Source organism: Streptomyces sp. NPDC041200 (assembly GCF_055591805.1).
The window spans coordinates 238,447-261,476 of the sequence record NZ_JBVIZF010000004.1 but is presented as its reverse complement, the minus strand read 5'-3'; the positions used below and the strand labels follow the sequence as shown (position 1 = coordinate 261,476).

General features: G+C 72.7%; 22 protein-coding genes. 11 read left to right on the top strand and 11 right to left on the bottom strand.

Annotated elements, in window-relative coordinates; genetic code table 11:
* Window positions 1-16: 16 nt before the first annotated feature.
* Complete coding sequence (locus ACZ6CL_RS14790) at window positions 17-1,138, bottom strand: PLP-dependent cysteine synthase family protein (protein WP_468935822.1); 1,122 nt, start codon at window positions 1,136-1,138, stop codon at window positions 17-19.
* 175 nt (window positions 1,139-1,313) lie between these two features.
* Between ACZ6CL_RS14790 and ACZ6CL_RS14785 the strand changes: the two genes are divergently transcribed.
* The 4 genes from ACZ6CL_RS14785 to ACZ6CL_RS14770 all read left to right on the top strand — a co-directional run bounded on the left by ACZ6CL_RS14785 (window position 1,314) and on the right by ACZ6CL_RS14770 (window position 3,790).
* The gene (locus ACZ6CL_RS14785; RefSeq protein WP_385442328.1) at window positions 1,314-1,640 is read left to right on the top strand and encodes a hypothetical protein; all 327 of its coding nucleotides are present in this window, start codon (window positions 1,314-1,316) and stop codon (window positions 1,638-1,640) included.
* A 186-nt stretch (window positions 1,641-1,826) separates the two neighbouring features.
* Window positions 1,827-2,501, top strand: coding sequence for an ATP-binding protein (locus ACZ6CL_RS14780; protein WP_468935819.1), 675 nt, complete (start codon window positions 1,827-1,829; stop codon window positions 2,499-2,501).
* Window positions 2,502-2,599: 98 nt separating this feature from the next.
* Window positions 2,600-3,181, top strand: coding sequence for a TetR/AcrR family transcriptional regulator (locus ACZ6CL_RS14775; RefSeq protein ID WP_468935818.1), 582 nt, complete (start codon window positions 2,600-2,602; stop codon window positions 3,179-3,181).
* 21 nt (window positions 3,182-3,202) lie between these two features.
* Complete coding sequence (locus ACZ6CL_RS14770) at window positions 3,203-3,790, top strand: DUF4865 family protein (RefSeq protein WP_468935817.1); 588 nt, start codon at window positions 3,203-3,205, stop codon at window positions 3,788-3,790.
* A gap of 10 nt (window positions 3,791-3,800) precedes the next feature.
* On the opposite strand, the gene ACZ6CL_RS14765 is transcribed toward ACZ6CL_RS14770, so the two are convergent.
* Complete coding sequence (locus ACZ6CL_RS14765) at window positions 3,801-5,054, bottom strand: ROK family protein (RefSeq protein WP_468935814.1); 1,254 nt, start codon at window positions 5,052-5,054, stop codon at window positions 3,801-3,803.
* On the opposite strand from ACZ6CL_RS14765, the gene ACZ6CL_RS14760 reads away from it, so the two are divergent.
* The 4 genes from ACZ6CL_RS14760 to ACZ6CL_RS14745 are packed head-to-tail and all read left to right on the top strand — an operon-like array spanning window position 5,045 to window position 8,256.
* On the top strand, window positions 5,045-6,277 hold the full coding sequence (locus ACZ6CL_RS14760; protein ID WP_468935812.1) for an MFS transporter: 1,233 nt from the start codon (window positions 5,045-5,047) through the stop codon (window positions 6,275-6,277). The genes ACZ6CL_RS14765 and ACZ6CL_RS14760 overlap by 10 nt on opposite strands.
* Before the next feature lie 49 nt (window positions 6,278-6,326).
* Entirely contained in the window at window positions 6,327-7,061 is a 735-nt protein-coding gene (locus ACZ6CL_RS14755) for a maleylpyruvate isomerase family mycothiol-dependent enzyme (protein WP_468935809.1), read from the top strand.
* A 50-nt stretch (window positions 7,062-7,111) separates the two neighbouring features.
* The gene (locus ACZ6CL_RS14750) at window positions 7,112-7,360 is read left to right on the top strand and encodes a DUF6332 family protein (protein WP_468935807.1); all 249 of its coding nucleotides are present in this window, start codon (window positions 7,112-7,114) and stop codon (window positions 7,358-7,360) included.
* Window positions 7,357-8,256: a DUF2797 domain-containing protein gene (locus ACZ6CL_RS14745; protein ID WP_468935804.1), complete on the top strand. Its 900-nt coding sequence runs from the start codon at window positions 7,357-7,359 to the stop codon at window positions 8,254-8,256. The genes ACZ6CL_RS14750 and ACZ6CL_RS14745 overlap by 4 nt, the downstream gene beginning before the upstream one ends.
* Before the next feature lie 25 nt (window positions 8,257-8,281).
* Here the strand turns inward: ACZ6CL_RS14745 and ACZ6CL_RS14740 are convergent, their stop codons facing one another.
* The 3 genes from ACZ6CL_RS14740 to ACZ6CL_RS14730 form a co-directional block, all read right to left on the bottom strand.
* On the bottom strand, window positions 8,282-8,947 hold the full coding sequence (locus tag ACZ6CL_RS14740; protein WP_468936053.1) for a response regulator transcription factor: 666 nt from the start codon (window positions 8,945-8,947) through the stop codon (window positions 8,282-8,284).
* Window positions 8,948-8,952: 5 nt separating this feature from the next.
* The gene (locus ACZ6CL_RS14735; protein ID WP_468935802.1) at window positions 8,953-10,254 is read right to left on the bottom strand and encodes a sensor histidine kinase; all 1,302 of its coding nucleotides are present in this window, start codon (window positions 10,252-10,254) and stop codon (window positions 8,953-8,955) included.
* A gap of 89 nt (window positions 10,255-10,343) precedes the next feature.
* Window positions 10,344-11,060 carry a TetR/AcrR family transcriptional regulator gene (locus tag ACZ6CL_RS14730; RefSeq protein WP_468935800.1) on the bottom strand — a complete coding sequence of 239 codons (717 nt, stop codon included), beginning with the start codon at window positions 11,058-11,060 and terminating at the stop codon, window positions 10,344-10,346.
* Window positions 11,061-11,200: 140 nt separating this feature from the next.
* Here ACZ6CL_RS14730 and ACZ6CL_RS14725 point away from each other — a divergent pair, with 140 nt between their 5' ends.
* Window positions 11,201-11,653 (top strand): nitroreductase family deazaflavin-dependent oxidoreductase, encoded by a 453-nt coding sequence (locus tag ACZ6CL_RS14725; protein ID WP_468935797.1) that lies wholly within the window; start codon window positions 11,201-11,203, stop codon window positions 11,651-11,653.
* A gap of 7 nt (window positions 11,654-11,660) precedes the next feature.
* Here ACZ6CL_RS14725 and ACZ6CL_RS14720 read toward each other — a convergent pair whose 3' ends face one another.
* Window positions 11,661-12,884 carry a geranylgeranyl reductase family protein gene (locus ACZ6CL_RS14720; protein ID WP_468935795.1) on the bottom strand — a complete coding sequence of 408 codons (1,224 nt, stop codon included), beginning with the start codon at window positions 12,882-12,884 and terminating at the stop codon, window positions 11,661-11,663.
* A 147-nt stretch (window positions 12,885-13,031) separates the two neighbouring features.
* Here ACZ6CL_RS14720 and ACZ6CL_RS14715 point away from each other — a divergent pair, with 147 nt between their 5' ends.
* Window positions 13,032-14,393, top strand: a complete 1,362-nt coding sequence (locus tag ACZ6CL_RS14715; protein WP_468935793.1) for a M20/M25/M40 family metallo-hydrolase — start codon at window positions 13,032-13,034, stop codon at window positions 14,391-14,393.
* A 376-nt stretch (window positions 14,394-14,769) separates the two neighbouring features.
* Here ACZ6CL_RS14715 and ACZ6CL_RS14710 read toward each other — a convergent pair whose 3' ends face one another.
* The 4 genes from ACZ6CL_RS14710 to ACZ6CL_RS14695 all read right to left on the bottom strand — a co-directional run bounded on the left by ACZ6CL_RS14710 (window position 14,770) and on the right by ACZ6CL_RS14695 (window position 19,057).
* A complete protein-coding gene (locus ACZ6CL_RS14710) occupies window positions 14,770-15,804 on the bottom strand; it encodes an NUDIX hydrolase (protein WP_468935791.1) in 1,035 nt (344 codons plus the stop codon).
* Window positions 15,805-15,929: 125 nt separating this feature from the next.
* Window positions 15,930-16,850 carry a carbohydrate ABC transporter permease gene (locus ACZ6CL_RS14705; RefSeq protein ID WP_468935788.1) on the bottom strand — a complete coding sequence of 307 codons (921 nt, stop codon included), beginning with the start codon at window positions 16,848-16,850 and terminating at the stop codon, window positions 15,930-15,932.
* Window positions 16,847-17,761 (bottom strand): carbohydrate ABC transporter permease, encoded by a 915-nt coding sequence (locus ACZ6CL_RS14700; RefSeq protein WP_468935787.1) that lies wholly within the window; start codon window positions 17,759-17,761, stop codon window positions 16,847-16,849. The genes ACZ6CL_RS14705 and ACZ6CL_RS14700 overlap by 4 nt, the downstream gene beginning before the upstream one ends.
* Window positions 17,762-17,773: 12 nt before the next feature.
* Complete coding sequence (locus ACZ6CL_RS14695) at window positions 17,774-19,057, bottom strand: ABC transporter substrate-binding protein (RefSeq protein WP_468935784.1); 1,284 nt, start codon at window positions 19,055-19,057, stop codon at window positions 17,774-17,776.
* 210 nt (window positions 19,058-19,267) lie between these two features.
* Here ACZ6CL_RS14695 and ACZ6CL_RS14690 point away from each other — a divergent pair, with 210 nt between their 5' ends.
* On the top strand, window positions 19,268-21,349 hold the full coding sequence (locus tag ACZ6CL_RS14690; protein ID WP_468935782.1) for an NPCBM/NEW2 domain-containing protein: 2,082 nt from the start codon (window positions 19,268-19,270) through the stop codon (window positions 21,347-21,349).
* Window positions 21,350-21,396: 47 nt separating this feature from the next.
* Here the strand turns inward: ACZ6CL_RS14690 and ACZ6CL_RS14685 are convergent, their stop codons facing one another.
* Complete coding sequence (locus ACZ6CL_RS14685) at window positions 21,397-22,980, bottom strand: serine/threonine-protein kinase (protein ID WP_468935779.1); 1,584 nt, start codon at window positions 22,978-22,980, stop codon at window positions 21,397-21,399.
* Window positions 22,981-23,030 lie beyond the last annotated feature (50 nt).

Genomic DNA, 23,030 nt, shown 5'->3' with positions numbered 1-23,030 from the left:
TCCCCCGGGTGACGCGCTAGTCCGGCCAGTGTCCGGTCGCCAGGAAGGTGTCGATCGCCTTCGCGTGCGGCTCGATGTCGAGCCCCTGTTCCTCCAGCCAGGCGTCCGAGTAGTACTTGTCCAGATACCGGTCGCCCGGGTCGCACAACAGCGTCACCACGCTCCCCGTGCGCCCCTGCGCCACCATCTCCGCGACGATCTTCAGCGCGCTCCACAGCCCGGTCCCCGTGGACCCGCCCGCCTTCCGCCCGATCGCCCGCTCCAGCGCCCGTACGGCCGCGACGCTCGCCGCGTCCGGGACCTTCATCATCCGGTCGATCGCGCCGGGCACGAAGCTGGGCTCCATCCGGGGACGGCCGATGCCCTCGATGCGGGAACCGGACTCGCTGCACGCGTGGGCGTCGTGGCGCACCCAGCCGTCGAAGAAGCACGAGTTCTCCGGGTCGGCGACGCACACCCGGGTGTCGTACTGCATGTAGTGCACATAGCGCGCGATGGTCGCGGAGGTGCCGCCGGTGCCCGCGGTGGCGACCACCCAGGCCGGTTCGGGATAGCGCTCCAGCCGCAGCTGCTGGTAGATCGACTCGGCGATGTTGTTGTTGCCTCGCCAGTCGGTCGCCCTTTCGGCGTAGGTGAACTGGTCCATGTAGTGCCCCCCGGATTCCGCCGCGAGGGCGAGGGACTCCTCGTACATCTTCCGCGGGTCGTCCACGAAATGGCACTGGCCGCCATGGAATTCGATCAGGCGGCACTTTTCCCGGCTCGTCGTGCGCGGCATCACCGCGATGAAGGGGACGCCGATCAGCTTCGCGAAGTACGCCTCGGATACGGCGGTGGAGCCGCTGGACGCCTCGATGACGGGTTTGCCGGGACGGATCCAGCCATTGCACAGCCCGTAGAGGAACAGCGAGCGGGCGAGCCGGTGCTTGAGGCTTCCTGTGGGATGGGTGGACTCGTCCTTGAGGTAGAGGTCGATCCCCCACCGCTGCGGGAGCGGGAAGCCCAGCAGGTGCGTATCAGCCGATCGCTGTGCGTCGGCCTGCACTTTCCGGACGGCCTCCTTGAGCCAGTCCCGGTAGTCGTGGTCGCTGCGGTCCACGTCAACCGTGTCGACGACCGCCCGCGTCGTACTGTCCACGCCGCTCCTCGTGCTTGTGCCCCGTGCCCGTTCCGAGTGGCATACTCGGTCCGTTTCGATCCTAAATGGACCCCGGTGCGCCCTGGTGCCCCGGCCCGGTCACGGGCACACTGCGCAGCAGGGAGAATGAGGCAGCAGCGCTTGCCAGTCGGAAGCCACCGGGGAGGCGGTCGTGATGGCCGATACCGAGTTCAACGCCAGGGGTGTACGGATCGAGCGATTCCTGCGCTCGGTCACCCGCGCCGGACAGGTCTCGATCAAGGACGGCAGGCTACAGCTGCTGACCAGCTACGGGCGCGAGATCGACAGCGCGCCCGTGCAGTCGGTCCGGGCGAGCAAACCGTGGTTCGTGGACGGCGACCAGGCGATGGCGACCGTCAACGGCACCCGCTACCGCCTCACCCTCGGCCAGCAGGACGCGGCCAAGCCCTCCGGGTCCGGCGCCGCCGGCCGCTTCCTCGACGCGGTCCGGTCCGCCCGGGACCACGTCCGCAAGGGGTGAAGGCGGCCGAGTTGCGCATGCGCGCGGGGGGACCGACCCTGGACGAGCATCAGTATCACTGAGGGTCAACAAGCGGTGACGCTGAGAACCGGCCCACCGGTCGCGCACGGCAGCCACCACTGCTGAACGCGTTCGTCGCCCGCATCTGCATCAGGCTAGCCCCAACTTCTTCAGGGAGTCGCAGCCGTGATCAGTCGTCCTAGCAGGCATTGCACGGTGGAGCTGCAAGCCCTGCCGTCGCGGATCGGTCAGGTCCGCAGAATCGTGTCGGCGCAGTTGCGCTACTGGCATCTGGATCCGCTCATCGACCCGGCGGCGCTCGGTGTCACCGAGCTGCTCACCAATGTCCACCGGCACGCCGAGCCGGACAAGCAGTGCACGGTGGAGATCGCCCTCGTACTGGACCAGCTGACGGTTTCGGTCCGCGACCAGGACCCCCGGCTGCCCCGGGTCCGCGAATGTGACCCCGTATCCACCCACGGCCGGGGGCTCGCGCTGGTCGCGGCGGTCAGCGAGACCTGGGGGATGCGGGTACGGGACGACGGCAGCGGCAAGGTCGTCTGGTTCACCCTGGCCGTGCCGCAGCCCGCCACCGTGACCGGCTCGCCGTACGCGGCGCACGGAGCGGGCCGCACCGCGCCGCCGCCGCACCGCGCGGGGCCGTCCCGCCCGGTGACGGCCCCCACCCCGGCCTCCGCACCGGCCCCGGTATCCCCGGTGACCCCAGTGGCCCCGGTATCCCCGGTATCCCCGGTGACCCCAGTACCCCCGGCACCCGCACCGGCTCCCGTGGCGGCGCCCGCGCCCGCACCGGCCGTACGGGAGCGGGCACCGGCCGCCCGGTCGGCCGTATCCCACTGAGCTTTCCGGCACCGGGCGTTCGGGCCGCCCCGCCCCCAGGCGGACGGGACGGCCCGCTCACGACCCTCTCTGTACCTACTGGTATGTACACTCCTCGCATGACCACGTCGGAGCGGCTGATCGAGAGCACCCGGGAACTGCTGTGGGAGCGCGGCTACGTGGGCACCAGCCCCAAGGCCATCCAGCAGCGGGCGGGGGCGGGCCAGGGCAGCATGTACCACCACTTCACGGGCAAGCCCGATCTCGCGCTCGCGGCAATCCGCCGCACCGCCGGGGAGTTGCGGGCCGCCGCGGAGGCGTCGCTGTCCGGCCCCGGGGGCGCGTACGACCGTGTGCGCGGCTATCTGCGGCGCGAGCGCGATGTGTTGCGCGGCTGTCCGATCGGGCGGCTGACGATGGACCCGGACGTGATCGCCGACCCGGTGCTGCGGCAGCCGGTGGACGAGACGCTGGACTGGCTGCGCGGACGGCTGGCGGAGGTCCTCGCCGAGGGGCGGGAGCGCGGCGAGTTCACGGCCGGACTCGACCCGGCCCGTACCGCCTCGGCGGTCGTCGCGACCGTACAGGGCGGCTATGTGCTGGCCCGCGCGGCGGAGTCGGCGGCGCCCTTCGAGGACGCCGTGGAAGGTCTGCTCGCCCTGCTGGCCGCCCACCGGGCGCCCGATTCCCCTTCCCGGTAAGGGAGTTCAAGGAGCCTTCCCATGCATGCCATGCAGTACCGGATCACGCTGCCCGCCGACTACGACATGAAGATCATCCGGCGCCGGGTGGAGTCGCGGGGGCACCTCCTGGACGACTTCCCGGGGCTCGCCCTCAAGGCGTACGGCATCCGCGAGCGCGGGGTCGACGGGTCACCGGTCAACTCCTACGCGCCGTTCTACCTCTGGTCCGCCCCGGACGCCATGAACCGCTTCCTGTGGGGTCCCGGATTCCGGGGCATCGTCCAGGACTTCGGCCGCCCCGCCGTCGAACACTGGCAGGGGCTGGCCTTCCACCGCGGCCCGGCGCTCGGCGCCGCACCGCGCGCCGCCGTCCGCCACACCGAGCCGGTCCCGGCCGCCGCCGATCCCGCGACGGCCGTCGACGGCGCGCTGGAGGAGCTGCGGCGGCGGGCGACCGCCGAGGGCGTGCACTCGGCGGCGCTCGGCATCGACCCGCGCGGCTGGCAACTGGCGCGCTTCACGCTCTGGGCGGACGCCGCGCCGCCCGAAGAGCCCGGCGACCGCTACCAGGTGCTCCACTTGTCGGCCCCGGACCTGACCTCGCTCCCCGAGGGGCGGCTGTGGTGAGGCGTTGAGGCTAGGCGGCGCCCAGCGCCGTCAGCGGGTCGTCCAGCACCGGCTGCCACGCCAGCTCCGCCGCGCCCACCAGGCCGTTGTGGTCCAGGGTGCACGGCAGAATCGGTACGCCCCCGCTGCGCCCCCACAGGCTGCGCTCGGCGACGACCGCCCGCAGCCGCTCCGCGTCGGCCTCCAGCAGCTCGCGGTGGAGGCCGCCGAGGATGATGCGGTCGGGGTTGAGGATGTTGACGAGCCCGGCGAGCCCGAGGCCCAGGCGGTCGATGAGCTGCTCGGCGGCGGCCCGGACCGATGGATCGGCGTAGTCCGCGCGGATCAGGTCGCGGGCCTGCTGGAGCAGTGACCCCTCGGGGCCGGGCTCGCGCCCGGCGGCGTCGAGGAAGGCGAGCGGGTCGGTCTCGATGTCCAGGCAGCCTCGGCTGCCGCAGTGGCAGGGCGGCCCCTCGGGGTTGACGGTCAGATGGCCGACCTCCAGGGCGAGTCCCGCGCTGCCGGTGTGCAGCCGCCCGTCGAGGACCAGCGCGCCACCAACGCCGCGGTGCCCGGTGGCGACGCACAGCAGATGCTGGGCGCCGCCCCCGGCGCCGTGCCGGTGTTCGGCGAGGGCGGCGAGGTTGACGTCGTTGCCCGTGTGGCCGGTGAGGGGCTCCTCGTCCGCGCCGCGGATTCCCGCGGCGGCCAGGCTCCGGGTGAACAGATCGCGCACCGGCGCGCCCGCGGGCCAGGCGATGTGCAGCGGATTGAGCGCGGTGCCCTCCGGTTCGGCGACCGCGGACGGCACGGCCAGCCCCGCCCCCACACACAGCCGGCCCGTCTCGCGCAGCAGCTGGGCGCCGGCCTCGACGACCGCGTCGATGACGTGCGCCGGGTCGGCGGGCACCGTCATGCGGCCGGGGGCGGTGGCGACGATGTTCCCGCCGAGCCCGACGAGCGCCGCCCGGAAGCCGTCGGCGTGCACCTGGGCGGCGAGCGCGACAGGCCCGCGCGGGGCGATCGAGAGCCGGTGCGACGGGCGGCCCTGCGCCCCGGCGGAGCCGAGCGGCCGCGCGTCGACTTCGATCAGGCCGAGCGCCTCCAGCTCGGCGGCGACGGCCCCCGCGGTCGCGCGGGTCACCCCGAGTTCGGTCGTGAGCACCGCGCGGGTGGGTGCGCGGCCGGTGTGTACGAGCGCCAGTGCCGGGCCGAGAGCGCCCCGGCCCCGCTCGAGCCTTGTCCGTGTCTGGGTCACGCCCCTATTCTCACTTTGTGCCGACATCAAACAAAACATGGACGGCCATTCCGGGGAAGCCCGGGGCCGCCGCCCCCGAGCGCGCCCTGTCCCAACTCCGCGCCGCCCTCACCGTGTTCTTCGCCCTCGACGGCTTCGTGTTCGCCGGGTGGGTGGCCCGTATCCCCGCGATCAAGGACCAGACGGGCGCCTCCGCCGGGGCCCTGGGGCTCGCCCTGCTGTGCGTGTCGGTGGGCGCCACGGCCACCATGATGATCACCGGGTGGCTCTGCCGCCGCTTCGGCAGCCATGCCACGACGGTCGCCCTCGCCGTGCTGCTCTCGCTCAGCGTCACACTGCCGCCGCTGACCCATTCCGCGCTCGCCCTCGGGCTGGTGCTGCTGGTCTTCGGCACCGCGTTCGGCGGGCTCAACGTCGCCATGAACAGCGCGGCCGTCGATCTCATCGCCGCGCTGCGCAGGCCGGTCATGCCCAGCTTCCACGCGGCGTTCAGCCTGGGCGGCATGGCCGGGGCGGGGCTCGGCGGGCTGCTCGCGGATCATCTCTCCCCCACCCGCCATCTGGCGCTGCTGGCCGCCGTCGGGCTGGTGCTCGCGGCGGCGGCGGGCCGGACCCTGCTTTCCGTTCCGCCTCCGTCGCCGCCCGAAACCGCTACGAGCCCGGCGGCCGAGGCATCCGCCGGAGCGCGGCGCGGTCCCGCGCGCTGGCTGGTGGCCGTATTCGGCCTGATCGCGCTGTGCACGGCGTACGGCGAGGGGGCGATGGCGGACTGGGCGGCGCTCCATCTCCACCAGGACCTCGACGCGTCGGCGGGCGTCGCCGCCGCCGGTTACTCCGTCTTCGCACTGACGATGGCCATCGGGCGGCTGTCCGGCACGGTGCTGCTCGAACGGCTCGGCCAGACCGCGACGTTGACCGCGGGCGGCGCCACGGCGGCGGCCGGGATGCTGCTGGGCGCGCTCGCGCCGACGGTCTGGCTCACCCTGCTGGGCTTCGCGGTCACCGGACTCGGCCTGGCCAACCTCTTCCCCGTGGCCATCGCCCGGGCGGGCGCGCTGACCGGCCCCAGCGGGGTCGCCGCGGCCTCCACCCTCGGCTACGGCGGCATGCTGCTGGGCCCGCCCGCGATCGGCTTCCTCGCCGACTGGTTCTCGCTGCCCGCCGCCCTCACCACGGTCGCGGCGCTGGCGGCGGTCGCGGCCGTCGTCGCGTACGCCACGCGCAACGCCGCACGCCCCGGGCCGGATTGAATTTCGCCACGTCACCCCGCATGTCGGAGGTGGCTGGCAGAATTCCGCCATGGAGATTGCCGAGCTGATCGACGTCGTGGACCGCGAGGGACACCTGCTGGCCGACGCCGCCGCCAAGGCGGGCACGGACGCCCGGGTGCCCACCTGTCCCGGATGGCAGGTCCGGGAGCTGCTGTCGCACACCGGGCGGGTGCACCGGTGGGTGGCCCGCTACGTCACCGAGGGCCTGACAGAGCGGGTTCAGCTGAGTGACGAGCCGGAGCAGACCGGCGACGAGCTGGTCGCCTGGTACCGGGAAAGCCATCGGACGCTGGTCAAGGCGCTCAGCGACGCCGACCCCGACCTGGAGTGCTACACGTTCCTGCCCGACCCCTCACCGCTGGCGTTCTGGGCCCGGCGGCAGGCCCATGAGACGGCGATCCACCGGGTCGACGCGGAATCGGCGCTGGGCGCGGACCACTCCCCCTTCGACCCGGCCTTCGCGGCGGACGGGATCGATGAGCTGCTGCTCCGTTTCCACGGGTCGGAGCGGAGCCGGGTGCGCACGGACACCCCGCGTACCCTGCGACTGCGGGCCACGGACACCGACGACGTCTGGACGGTGCGGCTCAGCGACGAGATCCCGCGCACCACGCGCGACGGCGAGGGGGACGCGGACTGCGAGCTGACCGGTCCGGCCGGCGAGCTGTACATGGTGGCGTGGAACCGGCTGCCGTACAGCGCGCTGAGCGGCAAGGGCGATCTGTCGCTGGCGCAGGTGTGGCGGGAGCAGTCGAGCCTGTGAGCGGGCAGCATGGGCTGGGCAGCCCCGACACGACAGAGGACTGATGCCGTATGACCGCCGGACCCCGTAGTCAGGCCGACCGGGACGCGCTCACCGTGGAGATCGTGTTCGCGCTGGTCACGGGCGGGCTGCTGGCGGCCGTCCTCTTCTTCGCCGTCGCGAGCCCGGCGCTCTTCGGGGAGCTGGGGCGGGCCCAGGAAACCGCGTGGCGGACGGCGGCCGCCACCGCCGCCACCGCCGGGTTCGCCTACCGCGTGATACGGGTGCTGTGGCTGTCTCGTAAGGGGCGGCGCGAATGACCGGGGACGGGCGGTGGCGGTGCGCGGGGCCGCACTGGTCGTCCGGCTCCGGTCCCGCGCTCGTCTGGCGTCACCCTGTCCACGGGGAGCGGACGTCCGCGCTGGCCCGGGGCCGCCCGCTGGCCTTCACCACCGGGCCCGGGCGCCACTGCACCGGCGTGCGCCGGGGCGTCCGGCACACCCCTTGCCCGCACGACGCCGAGGTGGCGGCGTCCGCCGTCTCGTCCCAGTGCGCGGACTGCGCCCGGCTCGACCGTTCGTACTCGGTCGCCGCCGATACCCGCACCGACGACCCCCGCCCGTACGACGTCTATCTCGCCTGGTTCGGGCCGGGGCTGGTCAAGGCCGGGATCACGGCGGCCGAGCGGCAGGGCGTCCGGCTGCTGGAGCAGGCCGCGCTCTCGTACGCGCTGCTCGGCCGCGGCCCGTTGATGGCCGCGCGCCGCGCGGAGGCCGTGCTGGGCGCGGCGCTCGGCGTCCCGGACCGCTTTCCGTACGCGGCCAAGCGCGCCGCGCGCGAGGCGCCGCCGCCCCGGGAGCACCGCGCCGCCGAACTAGCGGCGCTGCACGCGCGGGCGCGGGGGCTCGGCGGTCTGCCGGAGTCGCTGGCCGTCACCGCCTTCGTGCCGGTCCACCACGATGAGGCGTTCCATCTGGAGCGGCTGGGGCCGGTGCACGGGGTGATCCGGCTCGCCGCCGACCGCACGGTGGCGGGGCGCGTCGAGGGCGTGGCGGGCCCGGACATCCACCTGACCGCGTCGGACGGCCGTGCCCTGTTGCTGGACGGCCGTCTGCTGGCGGGCCGTCCGCTCGGCGCGGCCCCGGCGGGCGCGGAGACGACGGCCCCGGTGGAGGTTCCGGCGCGGGAAGCCGCGCGTCCGGAGGCGTTGTTCTGACGCGGGTCCGGGCGGGAGGGGGCTGTCAGCCCAGCCATCCGGGGCGTACGAGTCCCGACTCATAGGCGAGGACGACGAGTTGGGCGCGGTCGCGGGCGCCCAGCTTGACCATCGTACGGCTCACATGGGTCTTGGCGGTGAGCGGGCTGACGACCAGCCGCCGCGCGATCTCGTCGTTCGACAGACCGATCCCGACCAGGGCCATCACCTCCCGTTCCCGCTCGGTCAGTTCCGCGAGGACCGAGGCGGGCGCGGGCTTCTTCGAGCGGGCGGCGAACTCGGCGATGAGGCGGCGGGTGACCCCGGGCGACAGCAGCGCGTCGCCGTCGACCACCGCCCGCACGGCGCGCAGCAGTTCCTCCGGTTCGGTGTCCTTGACCAGGAAGCCGGAGGCGCCGCCACGGATGGCCTCGAAGACGTACTCGTCCAGCTCGAAGGTGGTCAGCATGATCACCTTCACCTCCGCGAGAGCGGGGTCGGCGGTGATCCGGCGGGTCGCGGCGAGTCCGTCGAGGAGGGGCATGCGGATGTCCATGAGCACGACATCGGGGCGGCGCTCCCGCACCTCCCTCAGGGCCTGCTCCCCGTCGGCGGCCTCGGCGACCACGTCGATGTCCGGCTGGGCGGCCAGCAGTGCCCGGAAGCCCGCGCGGACCAGGAGCTGGTCATCGGCGAGCAGGACGCGGATCACTCGGCTCACGGTGTCTCCTCGGGCGCGGCGGTCTTCGCGGACGCGGCGGGCGCCTGGGGTGCGGCGGTCTTGTGTGCGGTGGTGAGCGGGATGCGCGCGTGCACACGAAAGCCGCCGTCCGGGCGCGGGCCCGCCTCCACCGTGCCGCCGAGGGCGGCGGCGCGCTCGCGCATGCCGACCAGGCCGTTGCCGCCGCCCGTCGCTCGGTCCGCCGTGTCGTCCGCGGTCGCCGGGCCGTCGTCGTCCACCCGCAGCTCCAGCTCCTCCGGGGCGTACGACAACCGGACGCGCGCGGTCCGTGAGCCGGAGTGGCGGACGATGTTGGTCAGCGCCTCCTGGACGATGCGGAACGCGGCCAGGTCCGTGCCCGGCGGCAGGGCGGCCGGGGTGCCCCGCGTCGCCACCTCCACCGTCAGCCCCGCGCCCGCGGCCTGTTCGGTCAGCTCCGGCAGCCGGTCCAGACCCGGGGCGGGCTGGCGCGGCGCGGCGCCGGAGGCGCGCAGGGTGTCCAGGACCTGGCGCACCTCGCCGAGCGCCTCCTTGCTGGCCGCCTTGATGGTGGTCAGCGCGGTGCGGGCCTGTTCGGGGTCCTGGTCGAGGAGGGCGAGGCCGACCCCGGCCTGGACGTTGATGACGGAGATGCTGTGGGCGAGGACGTCATGCAGTTCGCGGGCGATCCGCAGCCGCTCCTCGTCCGCCCGGCGCCGTACCGCCGCCGCCCGTTCCGCGCGCTCGCGGGCCCACTGCTCGCGCCGTACGCGGACGAGTTCGGCCGCGGCGAGCACCGCCGCCGCCCACGCCGCGACCGCTGCCTCCTGCCCCCAACCGGCGGACGGGTCGCCCGGCGGCGGCAGCCAGCGGTAGAGCCAGTGCGCGATGAGCAGCCGCCCCGCCCACAGCGCGCCGACCGCGCACCAGGCCGCCACCCGCTGCCCGGCTGCTACGGCCGCGACGCAGGAGACGACGACGCTGAGGAAGACCGGGCCGTCCGGCCCGCCCACGGCGAGGTAGCCCAAGGTCACCGCCGAGACGCCGAGGACGGCGAGCCGGGGGTGGCGGTGGCGCAGGAGCAGCAGCGCGGGCCCGGCCAGCAGCAGCGCGCACAGACCGGGTCCGAGGTCGGTCCGATCGGGCTGCCGCTGGGCGGCGAACCCCGTGCCGACCAGCTGGATGACGGCGACGGCGAGCGCGGAGCGCCAGGGCACGGAGGTGCCCGGCGGGCCGAACGGCCCGTCGTACCAGGGCGCTCCGCGCCACCACCCGCCCGGCCCGCGCCCAGGCTCCCGCTCCCCCGTGAATTCGTGCATACGGCAACGCTAGACCGGCCACCCGCGAACGGCGTCCCCCGCGCGCGGTGGCCGCCCGTACTCCCGCCGGAGTAGGCCGCGGGGGCCCGCTACCGCAGGCCCGCCTGCCGTCCCAGGGCGGCGGCCGTGTGCGCGAAGAACTCCTCCCGCGCCTCCACCACCTGATGGAAGTGGCCGAACAGCTCGAAGCTGATCAGCCCGAACAGCTGCGCCCACGCCGCGACGAGCGCCGCGAGCGCCCCGGCGGGCAGGGGCGCCTCGGCGGGCGGCCCGGCGTCGAGGACGTCGGCCAGGGCCGCGACGTCCGCCCGCACTCCCTCCGGCAGCTCCGCCTCCTCCGGTACGCGCAGGGCTCCCTCCGCGTGGGCGTCGCGGGCGACGGCGATGAAGGTGAGGGCGACGCGGGCGGCCGGGGCGATGGTGGCCTCGGGCGCGGAGTACCCGGGCACCGGGGATCCGTAGATCAGCGCGTACTCATGCGGGTGGGCGAGCGCCCAGGCCCGGGCCGCCCGGCAGACCGCGGTCCAGCGCGCCACGGGGGCGTCGCCGCCGCGCGTCGCGGCGAGCGCGGCCTCGGCGGCGGCGCCGATCGCGTCGTACGCGTCCACGATGAGCGCGGTCAGCAGCTCGTCGCGGCTCGGGTAGTAGCGGTAGAGGGCTGAGGAGACCATGCCCAGCTCGCGGGCGACGGCCCGGAGCGACAGCTTGGCCGCGCCCTGGTCGGCCAGCTGGCGGCGCGCCTCTTCCTTGATGGCGGCGGTCACTTCGGCGCGGGCCCGTTCCCTGGCCCCTCGGATCGCGGTCATGCGTGCAGTCTGCCATCTTTCGGAGCGACGCCCTAAAACGAGAGCACTGCTCTTGCCATGCCCCGAGACCTCTGCGCACAATGCTCATCAACGAGAGCACCGCTCTCGGGGGTGGTTCACAACAGCAGACGGAGGACGTCATGACGCAGCACTACATCGAGCCCCGCCGCTTCGAGGTGCCCGTCCACGGCGCCGTGGCCTGGCTGGCGCGGCGCGGGCTCAGCCTCTTCGGCGCGGCGGAGCTGTCCGTTCCGGGCCGGTCCAGCGGGGCGTCGCGGCGCGTCCCGGTCAACCCGCTGGCCCTGGACGGCGAGCGGTATCTCGTCTCGGCGCGCGGCAACGCCCAGTGGGTGCGCAACCTGCGGGCGGCCGGGGGCGGACAGCTGCGCAAGGGCCGCCGGACGCGGTCGTTCACCGCCGCCGAACTGCCCGAGGGCGCGGAGAAGGCGGCGGTGCTGCGGGCCTATCTGAAGCGGTGGGGGTGGGAGGTCGGCGCCTTCTTCGACGGCGTGACCGCCACCTCCACCGACACCGAACTCGCCCGGGCCGCCGCCCTGCACCCGGTCTTCCGCGTCACCGTCACGGACGCCTAGGCGTCCGCTACCCCTTGCCCGTCGCCTGCCCCTTGTCCATCGCCGCCAGGGCCCGGCGCGCCGCCGGGTGGGTACGGACCAGGTCGGCCAGCGTCGTCGTACCGCGCGTGATCTTCGTGAACGCGCGCCACGCCGGGCGGAAGCCGGTGATCGCCGCGTGGAACATCCCGGGGCGGCGGGCGAACGCCGCGTACATCCGGCGGCCGACGCCCATCTCCACGCCCAGACCGGCCTTGATCGCGAACGCGTAGTTGAGGGCCTGGCGCCGGGTGTCCACCGCGTCGTGCGCCTCGGCGATCCGTACCGCCCACTCCCCCGCGAGGCGGCCCGAGCGCAGCGCGAAGGAGATGCCCTCCCGCGTCCACGGCTCCAGCAGCCCGGCCGCGTCCCCGCACACCAGCACCCGGCCGCGGGAGAGCGGCGAGTCGTCGGTGCGGCAGCGGGTCAGATGGCCGGAGGAGACGCTCGGCTCGAATCCGGCGAGGCCGAGCCGGGCGATGAAGTCCTCCAGATAGCGCTTGGTGCCCGCGCCCTCGCCGCGCGCCGAGATGACGCCGACGGTCAGCGTGTCGCCCTTGGGGAAGACCCAGCCGTAACTGCCGGGCATCGGGCCCCAGTCGATGAGCACCCGGCCCGCCCAGTCCTCCGCGACCGTGTCCGGAACCGGGATCTCCGCCTCCAGGCCGAGGTCAACCTGGTCGAGCTTCACCCCGACATGCGCCCCTATCCGGCTCGCGCTGCCGTCCGCGCCGACCACGGCCCGCGCCAGCACCGTCTCGCCGTCCCCGAGGACGACCGCCACCGTGCGGCGGTCCGGCACGGACGGACCGTGCTGCTCGACGCGGGTGACGGTCACGCCCGTACGCACCTCGGCGCCCGCGTCCTTGGCCGCCTCGACCAGCCCGGCGTCGAACTCCGGCCGGTTGATCAGCCCGAACAGCGCGTGCTTGGAGCGGCGGGTCCGGGACAGCTTGCCGTTCATCGAGAAGGTCACCGCGTGGACGCGCTCGCGCAGCGGCAGCTCGAAACCGGGCGGCAGCGCCTCGCGCGAGGGGCCGATGATGCCACCGCCGCACGTCTTGTAGCGCGGCAGTTCGGCCTTCTCCAGCAGCAGCACCCGGCGGCCGGCGCACGCGGCGGCGTGGGCCGCGGAGGCACCCGCGGGCCCCGCGCCGACCACGACGACGTCCCATACCGTCTCTTTGTCCGGGGCTGCGTTGTCGCTGCTCACGTGTGCTTCCGCTCCCAATCGCCCGTCCTATGCGCCTACCGGGCATCCTACGGCGCGCCGGTGGCCGAACCTGCTGTGGGATGATCGGCGCAGTGCGCCACTCCGCACACCACCCCTCAACGCCGCGCATCCCAGGAGCGTTCCCCCATGGAACAGGACCTCGCCGCCACCGTCGCCGCGCTGCAGCCGCGCGCCCTGGCCGAGCTGGCCGAGCTGGTGGCCTTCCCGTCGGTGGCGGACCCGGCGCAGTTCCCGCGCAGCGCGTGCGAGGCCGCCGCGGAGTGGGTCGCGGCCGCGCTGCGCGCCGAGGGGTTCGAGGACGTGGCGCTGCTGGACACCCCGGACGGCACCCAGTCCGTCTACGGTTTCCTGCCCGGCCCGGCCGGCGCCCCGACCGTCCTGCTCTACGCGCACTACGACGTGCAGCCGCCGCTGGACGAGGACGCCTGGCTCAGCCCGCCCTTCGAGCTGACCGAGCGCGACGGCCGCTGGTACGGGCGCGGCGCGGCGGACTGCAAGGGCGGCGTGATCATGCATCTGACGGCGCTGCGCGCGCTCAAGGAGCACGGCGGCGTCCCGGTCAACGTCAAGGTGATCGTGGAGGGTTCGGAGGAGCAGGGCACCGGCGGCCTGGAGCGGTACGCCGAGGCGCATCCGGAACTGCTGGCCGCCGACGCGATCGTGATCGGCGACGCGGGCAACTTCCGGGTGGGGCTGCCGACCGTCACCGCGACGCTGCGCGGGATGACGCTGCTGCGCGTCTCGGTGGACACCCTCGAAGGGAATCTGCACTCCGGCCAGTTCGGCGGCGCCGCCCCGGACGCGCTCGCCGCGCTGATCCGGATGCTGGACTCGCTGCGCGCGGAGGACGGTTCGACCACGGTCGACGGCCTCGCCCCGGAGACGGCCTGGGACGGCCTCCAGTACGCGGAGGAGGCCTTCCGGAAGGACGCCGGGGTGCTGGACGGGGTCGAGCTGATCGGCTCGGGCACGGTCGCCGACCGCATCTGGGCCCGTCCCTCGGTCACGGTGCTGGGCATCGACTGCCCGCCGGTCATCGGCGCCACCGCCTCCGTCCAGGCGAGCGCGCGGGCGCTGGTCAGCCTGCGGGTGCCGCCGGGCGTGGACGCGGCCGAGGCGAACCGGCTGCTGGTCGCCCATCTGGAGGCGGCGGCGCCGTGGGGCGCGCGGGTGGCGGTGGAGCAGGTCGGCCAGGGGCAGGCGTTCCGCGCGGACACCGGGAGCCCGGCGTACGAGGCGATGCGCGAGGCCATGCGGGTGGCGTACGACGGCCAGGAGATGGCGACCGCGGGCCAGGGCGGCTCGATCCCGCTGTGCAACACGCTCGCCTCGCTGTACCCGGAGGCGGAGATCCTGCTGATCGGCCTGAGCGAGCCGGAGGCGCAGATCCACTCGGTCAACGAGAGCGTCTCGCCGGAGGAGTTGGAGAAGCTCTCGCTGACCGAGGCGCTGTTCCTGGGGGCGTACGCGACCGGCAAGAAGGCCTGACCCGGCCCCGGGTCTGCCTACGCGCCGCCGTACGGGCCTGACCGACCGCGCCCGAGCCCGGCTCCCGGGCCGCCCACGGCGGATCGGAAACCGCCCGCCATCGGCGACGCGCTGCCGGTACGACCGGTGCCACTCGGCGGCGTACGGTACGGCCAGCCCGCCGCGCAAGGCAGGGCCCGGCGTGACGGCAGGCCACTGACCGGCACCGCGACGACGTTCCGTACGGGCCAGCCCCCGTCACGCCGGGGCGGCCCGGCAGCCGCACCGCATCGCGGGCGCAGACCTCCGCCACCACACCGCACCGCGTGCCGGGGCCCGTCACGGCCCGCCCACGCCCACGGCGGATCAGCGGCGGCGCGCCACCGGGGGCGGCCGGTCAGCCCACCGGAACCCCCGCCTCCAGGTAGAGGGGGCGGCCCTGTTCGCGGGCGCGCAGCGCCCAGCGGAGACGGTTGAACCGGACCGGGGGCAGCAGGTCGGCGGCCTCGGCCTCGGTGACGAAGCGCCAGCCGCGCAGTTCCCCGCCGGGCAGCAGGACCTTCTGGGCCTCGTGGGCGGTGAGGCGGCCGCCGTCGAACAGCAGCCGCAGGCCTCCGTAGCCGGGCGGCTGGGGGCGTTCCCAGTCGGCGACCAGCAGCCGCAGCGGTTCGTCGAGCCGTACGCCCAGTTCCTCGGCCACCTCGCGGCGCCCCGCGCACATCGGCGGCTCGCCGCGCTCGACGACGCCGCCCGGGAATTCCCAGCCGGGCTTGTAGGTGGGGTCGACGAGCAGCACCCGGCCGGCCTCGTCGAAGAGCAGCACCCCGGCCGCCAGGGTCTCGGCCGTCGGCTCGGGCGTCTGCACGATGTCGCAACTCCCGGCGCCCTCGCGGACGGCGTCGGCGATGTGCTCGGCGGTCTGGCGCGGGGTGAGCCCGGTGGTGTCGACCACGTGGGCGTCGTTGGTCAGCCAGTTCAGCGCCGCGCGGTAGGGCGCGAGGTGGTCCAGACACCAGCGGCGCACGGACGCGCTGGCGTCCGCGTCGCCCGGTATCTCCTCGCGCTCGGCTATACGCCGGCGAAGGATCGTTTCATCGGTGTGCAGCAGAACGTGCCGCACGGGGATACGCCGGGCGGCGAAGCCGCCGAAGATCTCATCCCGGTACTCCTGTCTGAGGACGGTCATCGGGACCACGAGCGGGCCGCCGACCTCCGCGATGAGCGCCGCGCCGGTGTCCACGACCAGCCGTCGCCACGACGGCAGGTCCTGGTAGTCGGAGACCTGCTCCAGACGCTTGCGCGGCAGCATCATGCGCAGTCCGCTGCCGACCAGTTCCGGGTCGTAGAACGTGCTGCCGGGCATGAAGTCCACCAGCTCGCGGGCCGCGGTGGTCTTCCCCGCGCCGAACGCACCGTTCAGCCAGACGATCACATTTCCCCCTAATCCATCGCCTCCTGACAGTTGCCCGCATCACCCTGCCACGGAAACGCCCGAATCCGACTGAGTGACGGATCACGCCGCCCCGCGGCGCCCCCGCGGGGGCGCCGCGGGGCCCCTCACCCCTTGTTGGCGCCGAGCGTGAGCCCGGCGATGAAGTGCCGCTGCAGCAGCAGGAAGACCAGCACCGTGGGCAGCGCCACCAGCACCGAGCCCGCCGCGAGCAGGTTGTAGTCGGTGAAGAACTGCCCGCGCAGGTTGTTGAGGGCAGAGGTGACGGGGAGCTTGTCGCCGTCGGAGATGAAGACGAGCGCCCACAGGAAGTCGTTGTACATCCAGGTGAACTGCAGCGTGGCGAGCGCGGCGAGGGCCGGGCGGCACAGCGGCAGCGTGATGCGCCAGTACCGCGTCCACACCCCCGCGCCGTCCACCACCGCCGCCTCGATGATCTCGATCGGCAGGGTGCGCATGAAGTTCGCGAGGACGAAGACGCAGAACCCGACCTGGAAGGCGACCTGGACGGCGATCACGGCCCAGTAGGAGTCGTACATCGTCATCGAGTCGGACATCCAGTAGGGCAGCTCGATCTTGGTGAACAGGACATAGAGCGGGGTGACGATGACCTGCTGCGGCAGCAGGTTCCCCGCCGTGAACACCATCAGCAGGACGAGCCCGCCGCGCATCTTCAGCCGCGTGACGGAGAAGGCCACGAAGGACGCGAGGAAGAGCGTCAGCAGCACTCCGGGCACCGCGATGAGGATCGAGTTGAGAAAGTACTTGCTCATTCCGGAGTCGCTGAACGCCTGCCGGTAGTAGTCGAACGACAGCTTGCGCGGCAGCGAGAAATAGCCGTATTCCGCGGTCTCCTCGTACGGCCGCAGCGAGGCGTAGACGGCGAGCAGCAGCGGGGCGAGAAAAGCCAGCGAGACGGTCATCAGGAACGCGTGCAGACCGAGCCGCCCGGGGCGGACCCGGCGCCGCCCCGGTCCGCTCACCGGGTCCACGGCCGGTACGGGGGCCGGGCGGATATCGGTGATCATCCCTTTTTCTCCCCTCGCAGTTCCTGGACCAGATAGGTCACGATGAATCCCAGGGACACGGTGAGCAGGACGACGGCGATGGCGGAGCCGAATCCGATCCGGCTGGCCTCACCGATGATGTTGTCGGTGACCAGTACGGAGAGCAGCTCCAGGCCGTTGCGGCCGTGGTTGATGGCGTAGACGATGTCGAACGCGCGCAGCGCCTCGATGACCGTGATGACGCCGACGATCACATTGACCGGCCGCAGTGTGGGCAGCACGACCCGGAAAAAGCTCTGGGTCTCACTCGCGCCGTCGATCGCGGCGGCTTCCTTGAGCGAGGGGTCGACGGATTTGAGCCCGGCCAGATAGAGGATCATCACGTACCCGGTGTGCCGCCAGGCGGCCGCGAGCAGCACCATCCAGATATTGAGGTCGGGGTCGCCGATCCAGTCCACCGGATGGCTCTCGTTGCCGAGAATCGCGTTCAGCGCGCCCTGGTCGCGGGAGAAGACCAGCTGTGCGATGAAGCCGACGATGGCGAGCGAAAGCACCACCGGCATGTAGAGCGTCGACTGGTAGAAGCGGCTGAACCGGACGCCCTTGTCGAGCAGGACGGCCAGCAGCAGCCCGAAGGGCGTGGCGACCAGGCCGAGGAAGGCCACCCACAGAAGGTTGTTGCGGACGGCGGGCCAGAACGGCGGATATTCGGTGAACAGGTTCCGGTAGTTGTCGAAGCCGACCCAGCGGAGGTCGCCGATCCCGTCCCAGCTGGTGAAGGACAGGCCGATGGAGGCGAGGGTCGGGCCCCAGACCAGGGCCAGGTCGAGCAGGACGGGTACGCCCAGCAGCACGCCGATGACGGCGAGGTCGCGGGAGGTGAACCTCCGCGGTCCCCGCCGTTTGGCACGCCGCGCGGTGGTGAGCGGCACGGCGCGGTTCTCCTAGCTGTCGGCGAAGATGGTCTTCTTCTGGGACTCGATGTCCTTGGTCAGGGTGTCGATGTCATTCGGCTTGTTGATGAATTGCTGGATCGCCCGGATCATCACCTGTGACGCGAAGTCGGGGCGGGTGTCGCGGTCCATGAACTGCGATATCTGCTTGGCGCCGGAGACGAGGTCGACGGCCTTCTTCTGCAGCGCGTTGTAGGACGAGGTGGCCGCCTTGTCGTTGCACGCGATGTTGTTGGGGTCCCGCTTGAGGTAGATCTCCTCGGCGGCGGGGGTGGCGAGGTACTTCAGCAGTTCCTTGCCCTCCTTCTGCCGCTTGGACTTCTTCGCCAGCAGGAATCCGTCGATCGGCGCCTCGACCGCGTCCTGGCCGTAGGCGGAGTCGATTTCGGGGAAGGGGAAGAAGTCCAGGTCGTCGCGGTCGGCGGCGGAGAACTGCTGCCCGGGGTGGGGCAGTCCGAAGACCGCCATGCCGGACTTCTTCTGCGCCAGGCTCTGTGCCGCCTCCTGCCAGGTGCGCCCGTTGGCGCCCTGCTGGTGGTACGGCATGAGCCCGCGCCACAGGTCGAAGACGTTTTTGACCCGGGGATCGGTCCAGGACTCCTTGCCGCCCATCAGCGAGACATGGAAGTCGTAGCCGTTGGCCCGCATATTGAGATAGTCGAAGGTCCCCATGGCGGGCCAGCCGTCCTTGTCGCCGAAGGCGATGGCGTCGAGGCCGTCCTTGTCCATCCGCTTGGCGAGCGCCCGGAACGCGTCGAACGTCTTGGGGATCTCGTAGCCGTGCTGCTCGAAGACGGACTTCCGGTAGAAGACCGCCCACGGGTAGTAGTAATACGGCACGAAGTACTGTTTGCCGTCCTTGCCGGTGGACTGCTTCTTGAGCGCGTCGGAGAAACCGCTGAAGCCCTTCCAGAGGTCGCCGATCTCGGCGAGCTGCCCCTGTTCGGCGAAGAACTGCATGCGGTATCCGGCGAACCACATGAAGACGTCGTCCGGGGTGCCCTTCAGATAGCGGTTGATGCCCTCCTGGAAGGCCTCATGGTTGACGGTGTTGACCTTGACCTTCTTGTCGGACTTCTTCTCGTACGCCGCGAACACCTCGGCGAACGCCTTGCGGGGCACGGCGTCCGAGGCGTTGGAGCCCATCTTCACCTCATTGCCCGGGCCGCCGCAGGCGGTGAGGAGCGCCGGGAGAGTGACCGCCCCGGCTCCGACCGCGGTGCCACGGAGCAACGTACGGCGGGAGATCCGATGTCCTGACGATGACTGTGCCATGGGCCCTCCACAGAGGATCAATCAAACACAACCGAACGCGAGTGGCTGGATCACATCGGGCGAGAGGCGGCATAGTCAAGGGTTTGGACGAGATATCGAACAACTGTTATCGCATCTCTTCCAACAGACTCCAACAAGGCCTACCGTAAACGCTCGCATGTGACGCATCCGCAACGCTGCGTCACCCGTTGAGAACGGAGGATCCGCATCATGCGCCACCGCTCTTTACGTACCGCGAGACACCGAGTCATCGGAGGACTGGCCGCCGCGCTGCTCGGCACGACCGGTCTCGCCCTCCCCGCCGTGGCCGCCCCGGCGGGTAAGCCCGCCCCGGCCGCCCAGCCTGCCGCGGCCGATGAGACCGCCCCGGCCGCCGAGACCGCGGCGCCCGGGGACGGGCGCGCGCTCACCCCGCCGATGGGCTTCAACAACTGGAACTCCACCCACTGCCGCGCGGAGTTCAACGAGGCGATGGTCAAGGGCATCGCCGACATCTTCGTGAACAAGGGGCTCAAGGACGCCGGATACACCTACGTCAACCTCGACGACTGCTGGGCGCTGCCGCAGCGCGACGCGAACGGCAAGCTCGTCCCGGACCCGGTGCGCTTCCCGAACGGCATCAAGGCCGTCGCCGACTATGTCCACTCCAAGGGCCTCAAGATCGGCATCTACACCAGCGCGGGCACCAAGACCTGCAACACCGCGGGCTTCCCCGGCGCGCTGGGCCATGAAAGGTCCGACGCCCAGCAGTTCGCCGACTGGGGAATCGACTACCTCAAGTACGACAACTGCAATAACCAGGGCGTAGACGCCAAGCAGCGCTACCGCACCATGCGGGACGCGCTGAAGGCCGCGTCCGAGACCACCGGGCGCCCGATCGTCTACAGCATCTGCGAATGGGGGCAGAACAAGCCGTGGGAGTGGGCGGCGGATGTCGGCCAACTCTGGCGCACCACCGGTGACATCAGTGACACCTGGGGCAGCATGCTGTCGATCGCCAAGAAGAACCTGCCCCTCGCCCCGTACGCCGGGCCCGGCCACTGGAACGACCCCGACATGCTGGAGGTCGGCAACGGCGGCATGACGGACACCGAGTACCGCAGCCACTTCTCGCTGTGGTCGGTCATGGCCGCGCCGCTGCTGATCGGCACCGACCTGCGCAAGGCCGACGCCAGGGCGTTCGAGATCCTCGGCAACCGCGATGTCATCGCCGTCGACCAGGACCCGCTGGGCAAGCAGGGCACCGTGCTCTCCTCCGAGGGCGGACGCTGGGTGATCGTCAAGGAGATGGCGGACGGCAGCCGCGCCGTCGCCCTCTTCAACGAGACCGACCGGCCGCAGCGCATCACCACCACCGCCGCCCGCCTCGGCCTGCCGCAGGCGGACGGATACAAGCTGCGCGACCTGTGGCGGCACCAGGACCAGAACACCACAGGCTCCGTGGCGGCCACCGTCCCGGCCCATGGCACGGTGCTCTACCGGGTCTCCGCCGACCGGCGCTGGGCCTCGTACCCGCCCGCCGCCGAACTCGGCGTGGGCGCCGCCCCGTTCACCGAGGCCGGGGCCACCGCAGCGGTCGAGACGGCGCTCCGCAACCTCGGCGGCACCCCGGCCCACCAGGCCCGGGTCCGGCTCACCGGCCCCGACGGCTGGCGGATCAAGACCACCTCGCCGACCCGTGCCGCCACCCTGCCCGGCGGCAGCAAGCTCACCACCCGCTGGCAGGTCACCGCGCCGAAGGACGTCAAGCCCGGGGCGTACGACCTGACCGTGCGCGCCGATTACCGGTCGGCGCGCGGCGACACGGTGGGCACCGAACTGCCCGTTCCGGTGAACGTGGTGGTCGCGCCGCCCGCCGGTGCCACCTACGCGAGCGATCTGCCGTGGCTGAGCGCGTCCAACAGCTGGGGCCCGGTCGAGAAGAACACCAGCGTCGGCGAGAACGCGGCGGGCGACGGCCATCCGATCACCCTCGACGGCACCGCCTACGCCAAGGGCCTGGGCGTGCACGCGCCCAGTGAGGTCACGTACTACACCGGTGGCCACTGCTCCGCCTTCAGGGCGAAGGTCGGCGTGGACGACGAGGAGGGCACCGCCGGAACGGTCGCCTTCGAGGTGTGGGCGGACGGCACCAGGGTGCTGTCGACCGGGACGCTGACCAACGCCGATCCGGCCAAGGCCGTCACCGCCGATGTCGACGGCGCGGCGACGGTCCGGCTCGTCGTCACCGACGGCGGGGACGACGTCACCAGCGACCACGGGGACTGGGCGGACGCGGCGTTCAGCTGCTGACGTCCGTTACGGAACGACGACCGGCCCGCTCGCCCCGTACGGCTGTCTCAGCAGACCGGCAGCCCGGGGATGGGCCGGTCGTTGTCGCCACCCCGGATGTACACGTCGCTGACGTACACGTCCTTGTTGCCGTTGTCGTCGTCCGTCTTCGCCCACCAGACGTTCGTCCACTTGCCGTACCGCTCCGGGCGGTTCAGATTCTCCTGGCAGTAGAAGTAGTTGACGCCCTGCTTGAGCGCGCCGACCGGTTCGCCGCCGTGGGTGTGCGACGTGGCGTCGCGCCACACCACGCAGTTGTACTTGCCGCCGCCGATGTCACCGCAGGCCCGGGCGGTGCTGGAAGTGGAGGACGGGGAGGCGGTGGCCTTGGCGGCGCCCTTGCCGTCCGGCGTACCGTCCTCGCTCGCTCGCGGGCTGCTCGTTTTCGCCTCGTCCGTCGCCTCGCGGGTCGCTCCGCCGGACGCGGGCGCTCCGGATCCCGGCGCGTGCGGCGACCGGCCCGAGCCGCCCGACTGGCCCGGCTGACCCGACTGGCCCGTCGCCGCGTCGTCGCTCTCGCCGCCGAGCAGCGCGTACGTCACGCCGCCCCCGACGAGCACCACACCGGCGACCGCCGCCGCCACCAGCACCCGCGTCCGTCCGCGCCCCGGCGCGCCTTCCGGCCGCGCGGCCGGGGGTGGCCCGGAGGCGGCCGCGAGATCCGGCGCGGTCGGGGTCCGCGGGACCCGCGGGGCGCTCAGCACCTGAGGCGGAGACGGCACAGGCCCCGGCGCGGCACCGGCGGCGACGGCCTCCAGCAGCCGCCGCGCCTCGGCCGCCGTCGGACGCCCCTCCGGGTCCTTGTCCATCAGCCCGCGCAGGACGGGCCCCAGCGGACCGGCCAGCCGGGGCTCCGGCAGCGGCTCGGTGACGATCGCGGTCAGCGTCGACCACACGGAGGTGCGGCGGAACGGCGACGACCCCTCCACCGCCGCGTACAGCGTCATGCCCAGTGCCCACACGTCCGAGGCCGGGCCCGGCTCCTGGCCCTGGGCGCGCTCCGGCGCCAGGTAGTCCAGCGAGCCGATCAGCTCGCCGCTGCGGGTCAGCTTGGTGGTCGCGCCGTCGTCGGGCGCCTCCATGCTGGCGATGCCGAAGTCGGTGAGCACCACCCGGCCCCCGCGGTCGATCAGCACGTTGCCCGGCTTCACATCGCGGTGCAGCACCCCGGCGTCATGGCCCGCGGCGAGCGCGTCGGCCACCTTCGCGCCGATCCGCGCGGCCTCCAGGGGCTCGACGACGCCGCGCTCGTCGATCAGGTCGTCGAGTGACGGGCCGTCGATCAGCTCCATGACGATGACCGGCAGCCCGCCCTCGTCCGCCACATCGTGCACCGTGATCACACCCGAATGGCGGATCCGGGCCGCGGCGCGCGCCTCGCGCTGCATCCGGGTGCGCAGATCAGCCAGCTCCGCGCCGGACGCGTCGGTGTAGGCGCGCAGCACCTTGACGGCGACTTCCCGGCCCAGCACTTCGTCCACCGCTCGGCAGACCACGCCCATGCCGCCGCGGCCGAGCTGCCCCGTCACCCGATAGCGACCGCCCAGCAGCCTGCCGGACAGATCACCGCCCATGTCCCCCGGTGCCACCATCGGCTCCCTCGCATCGCCAGCAGTGAGCGAACAGCTTAGGGCCAGCCGGT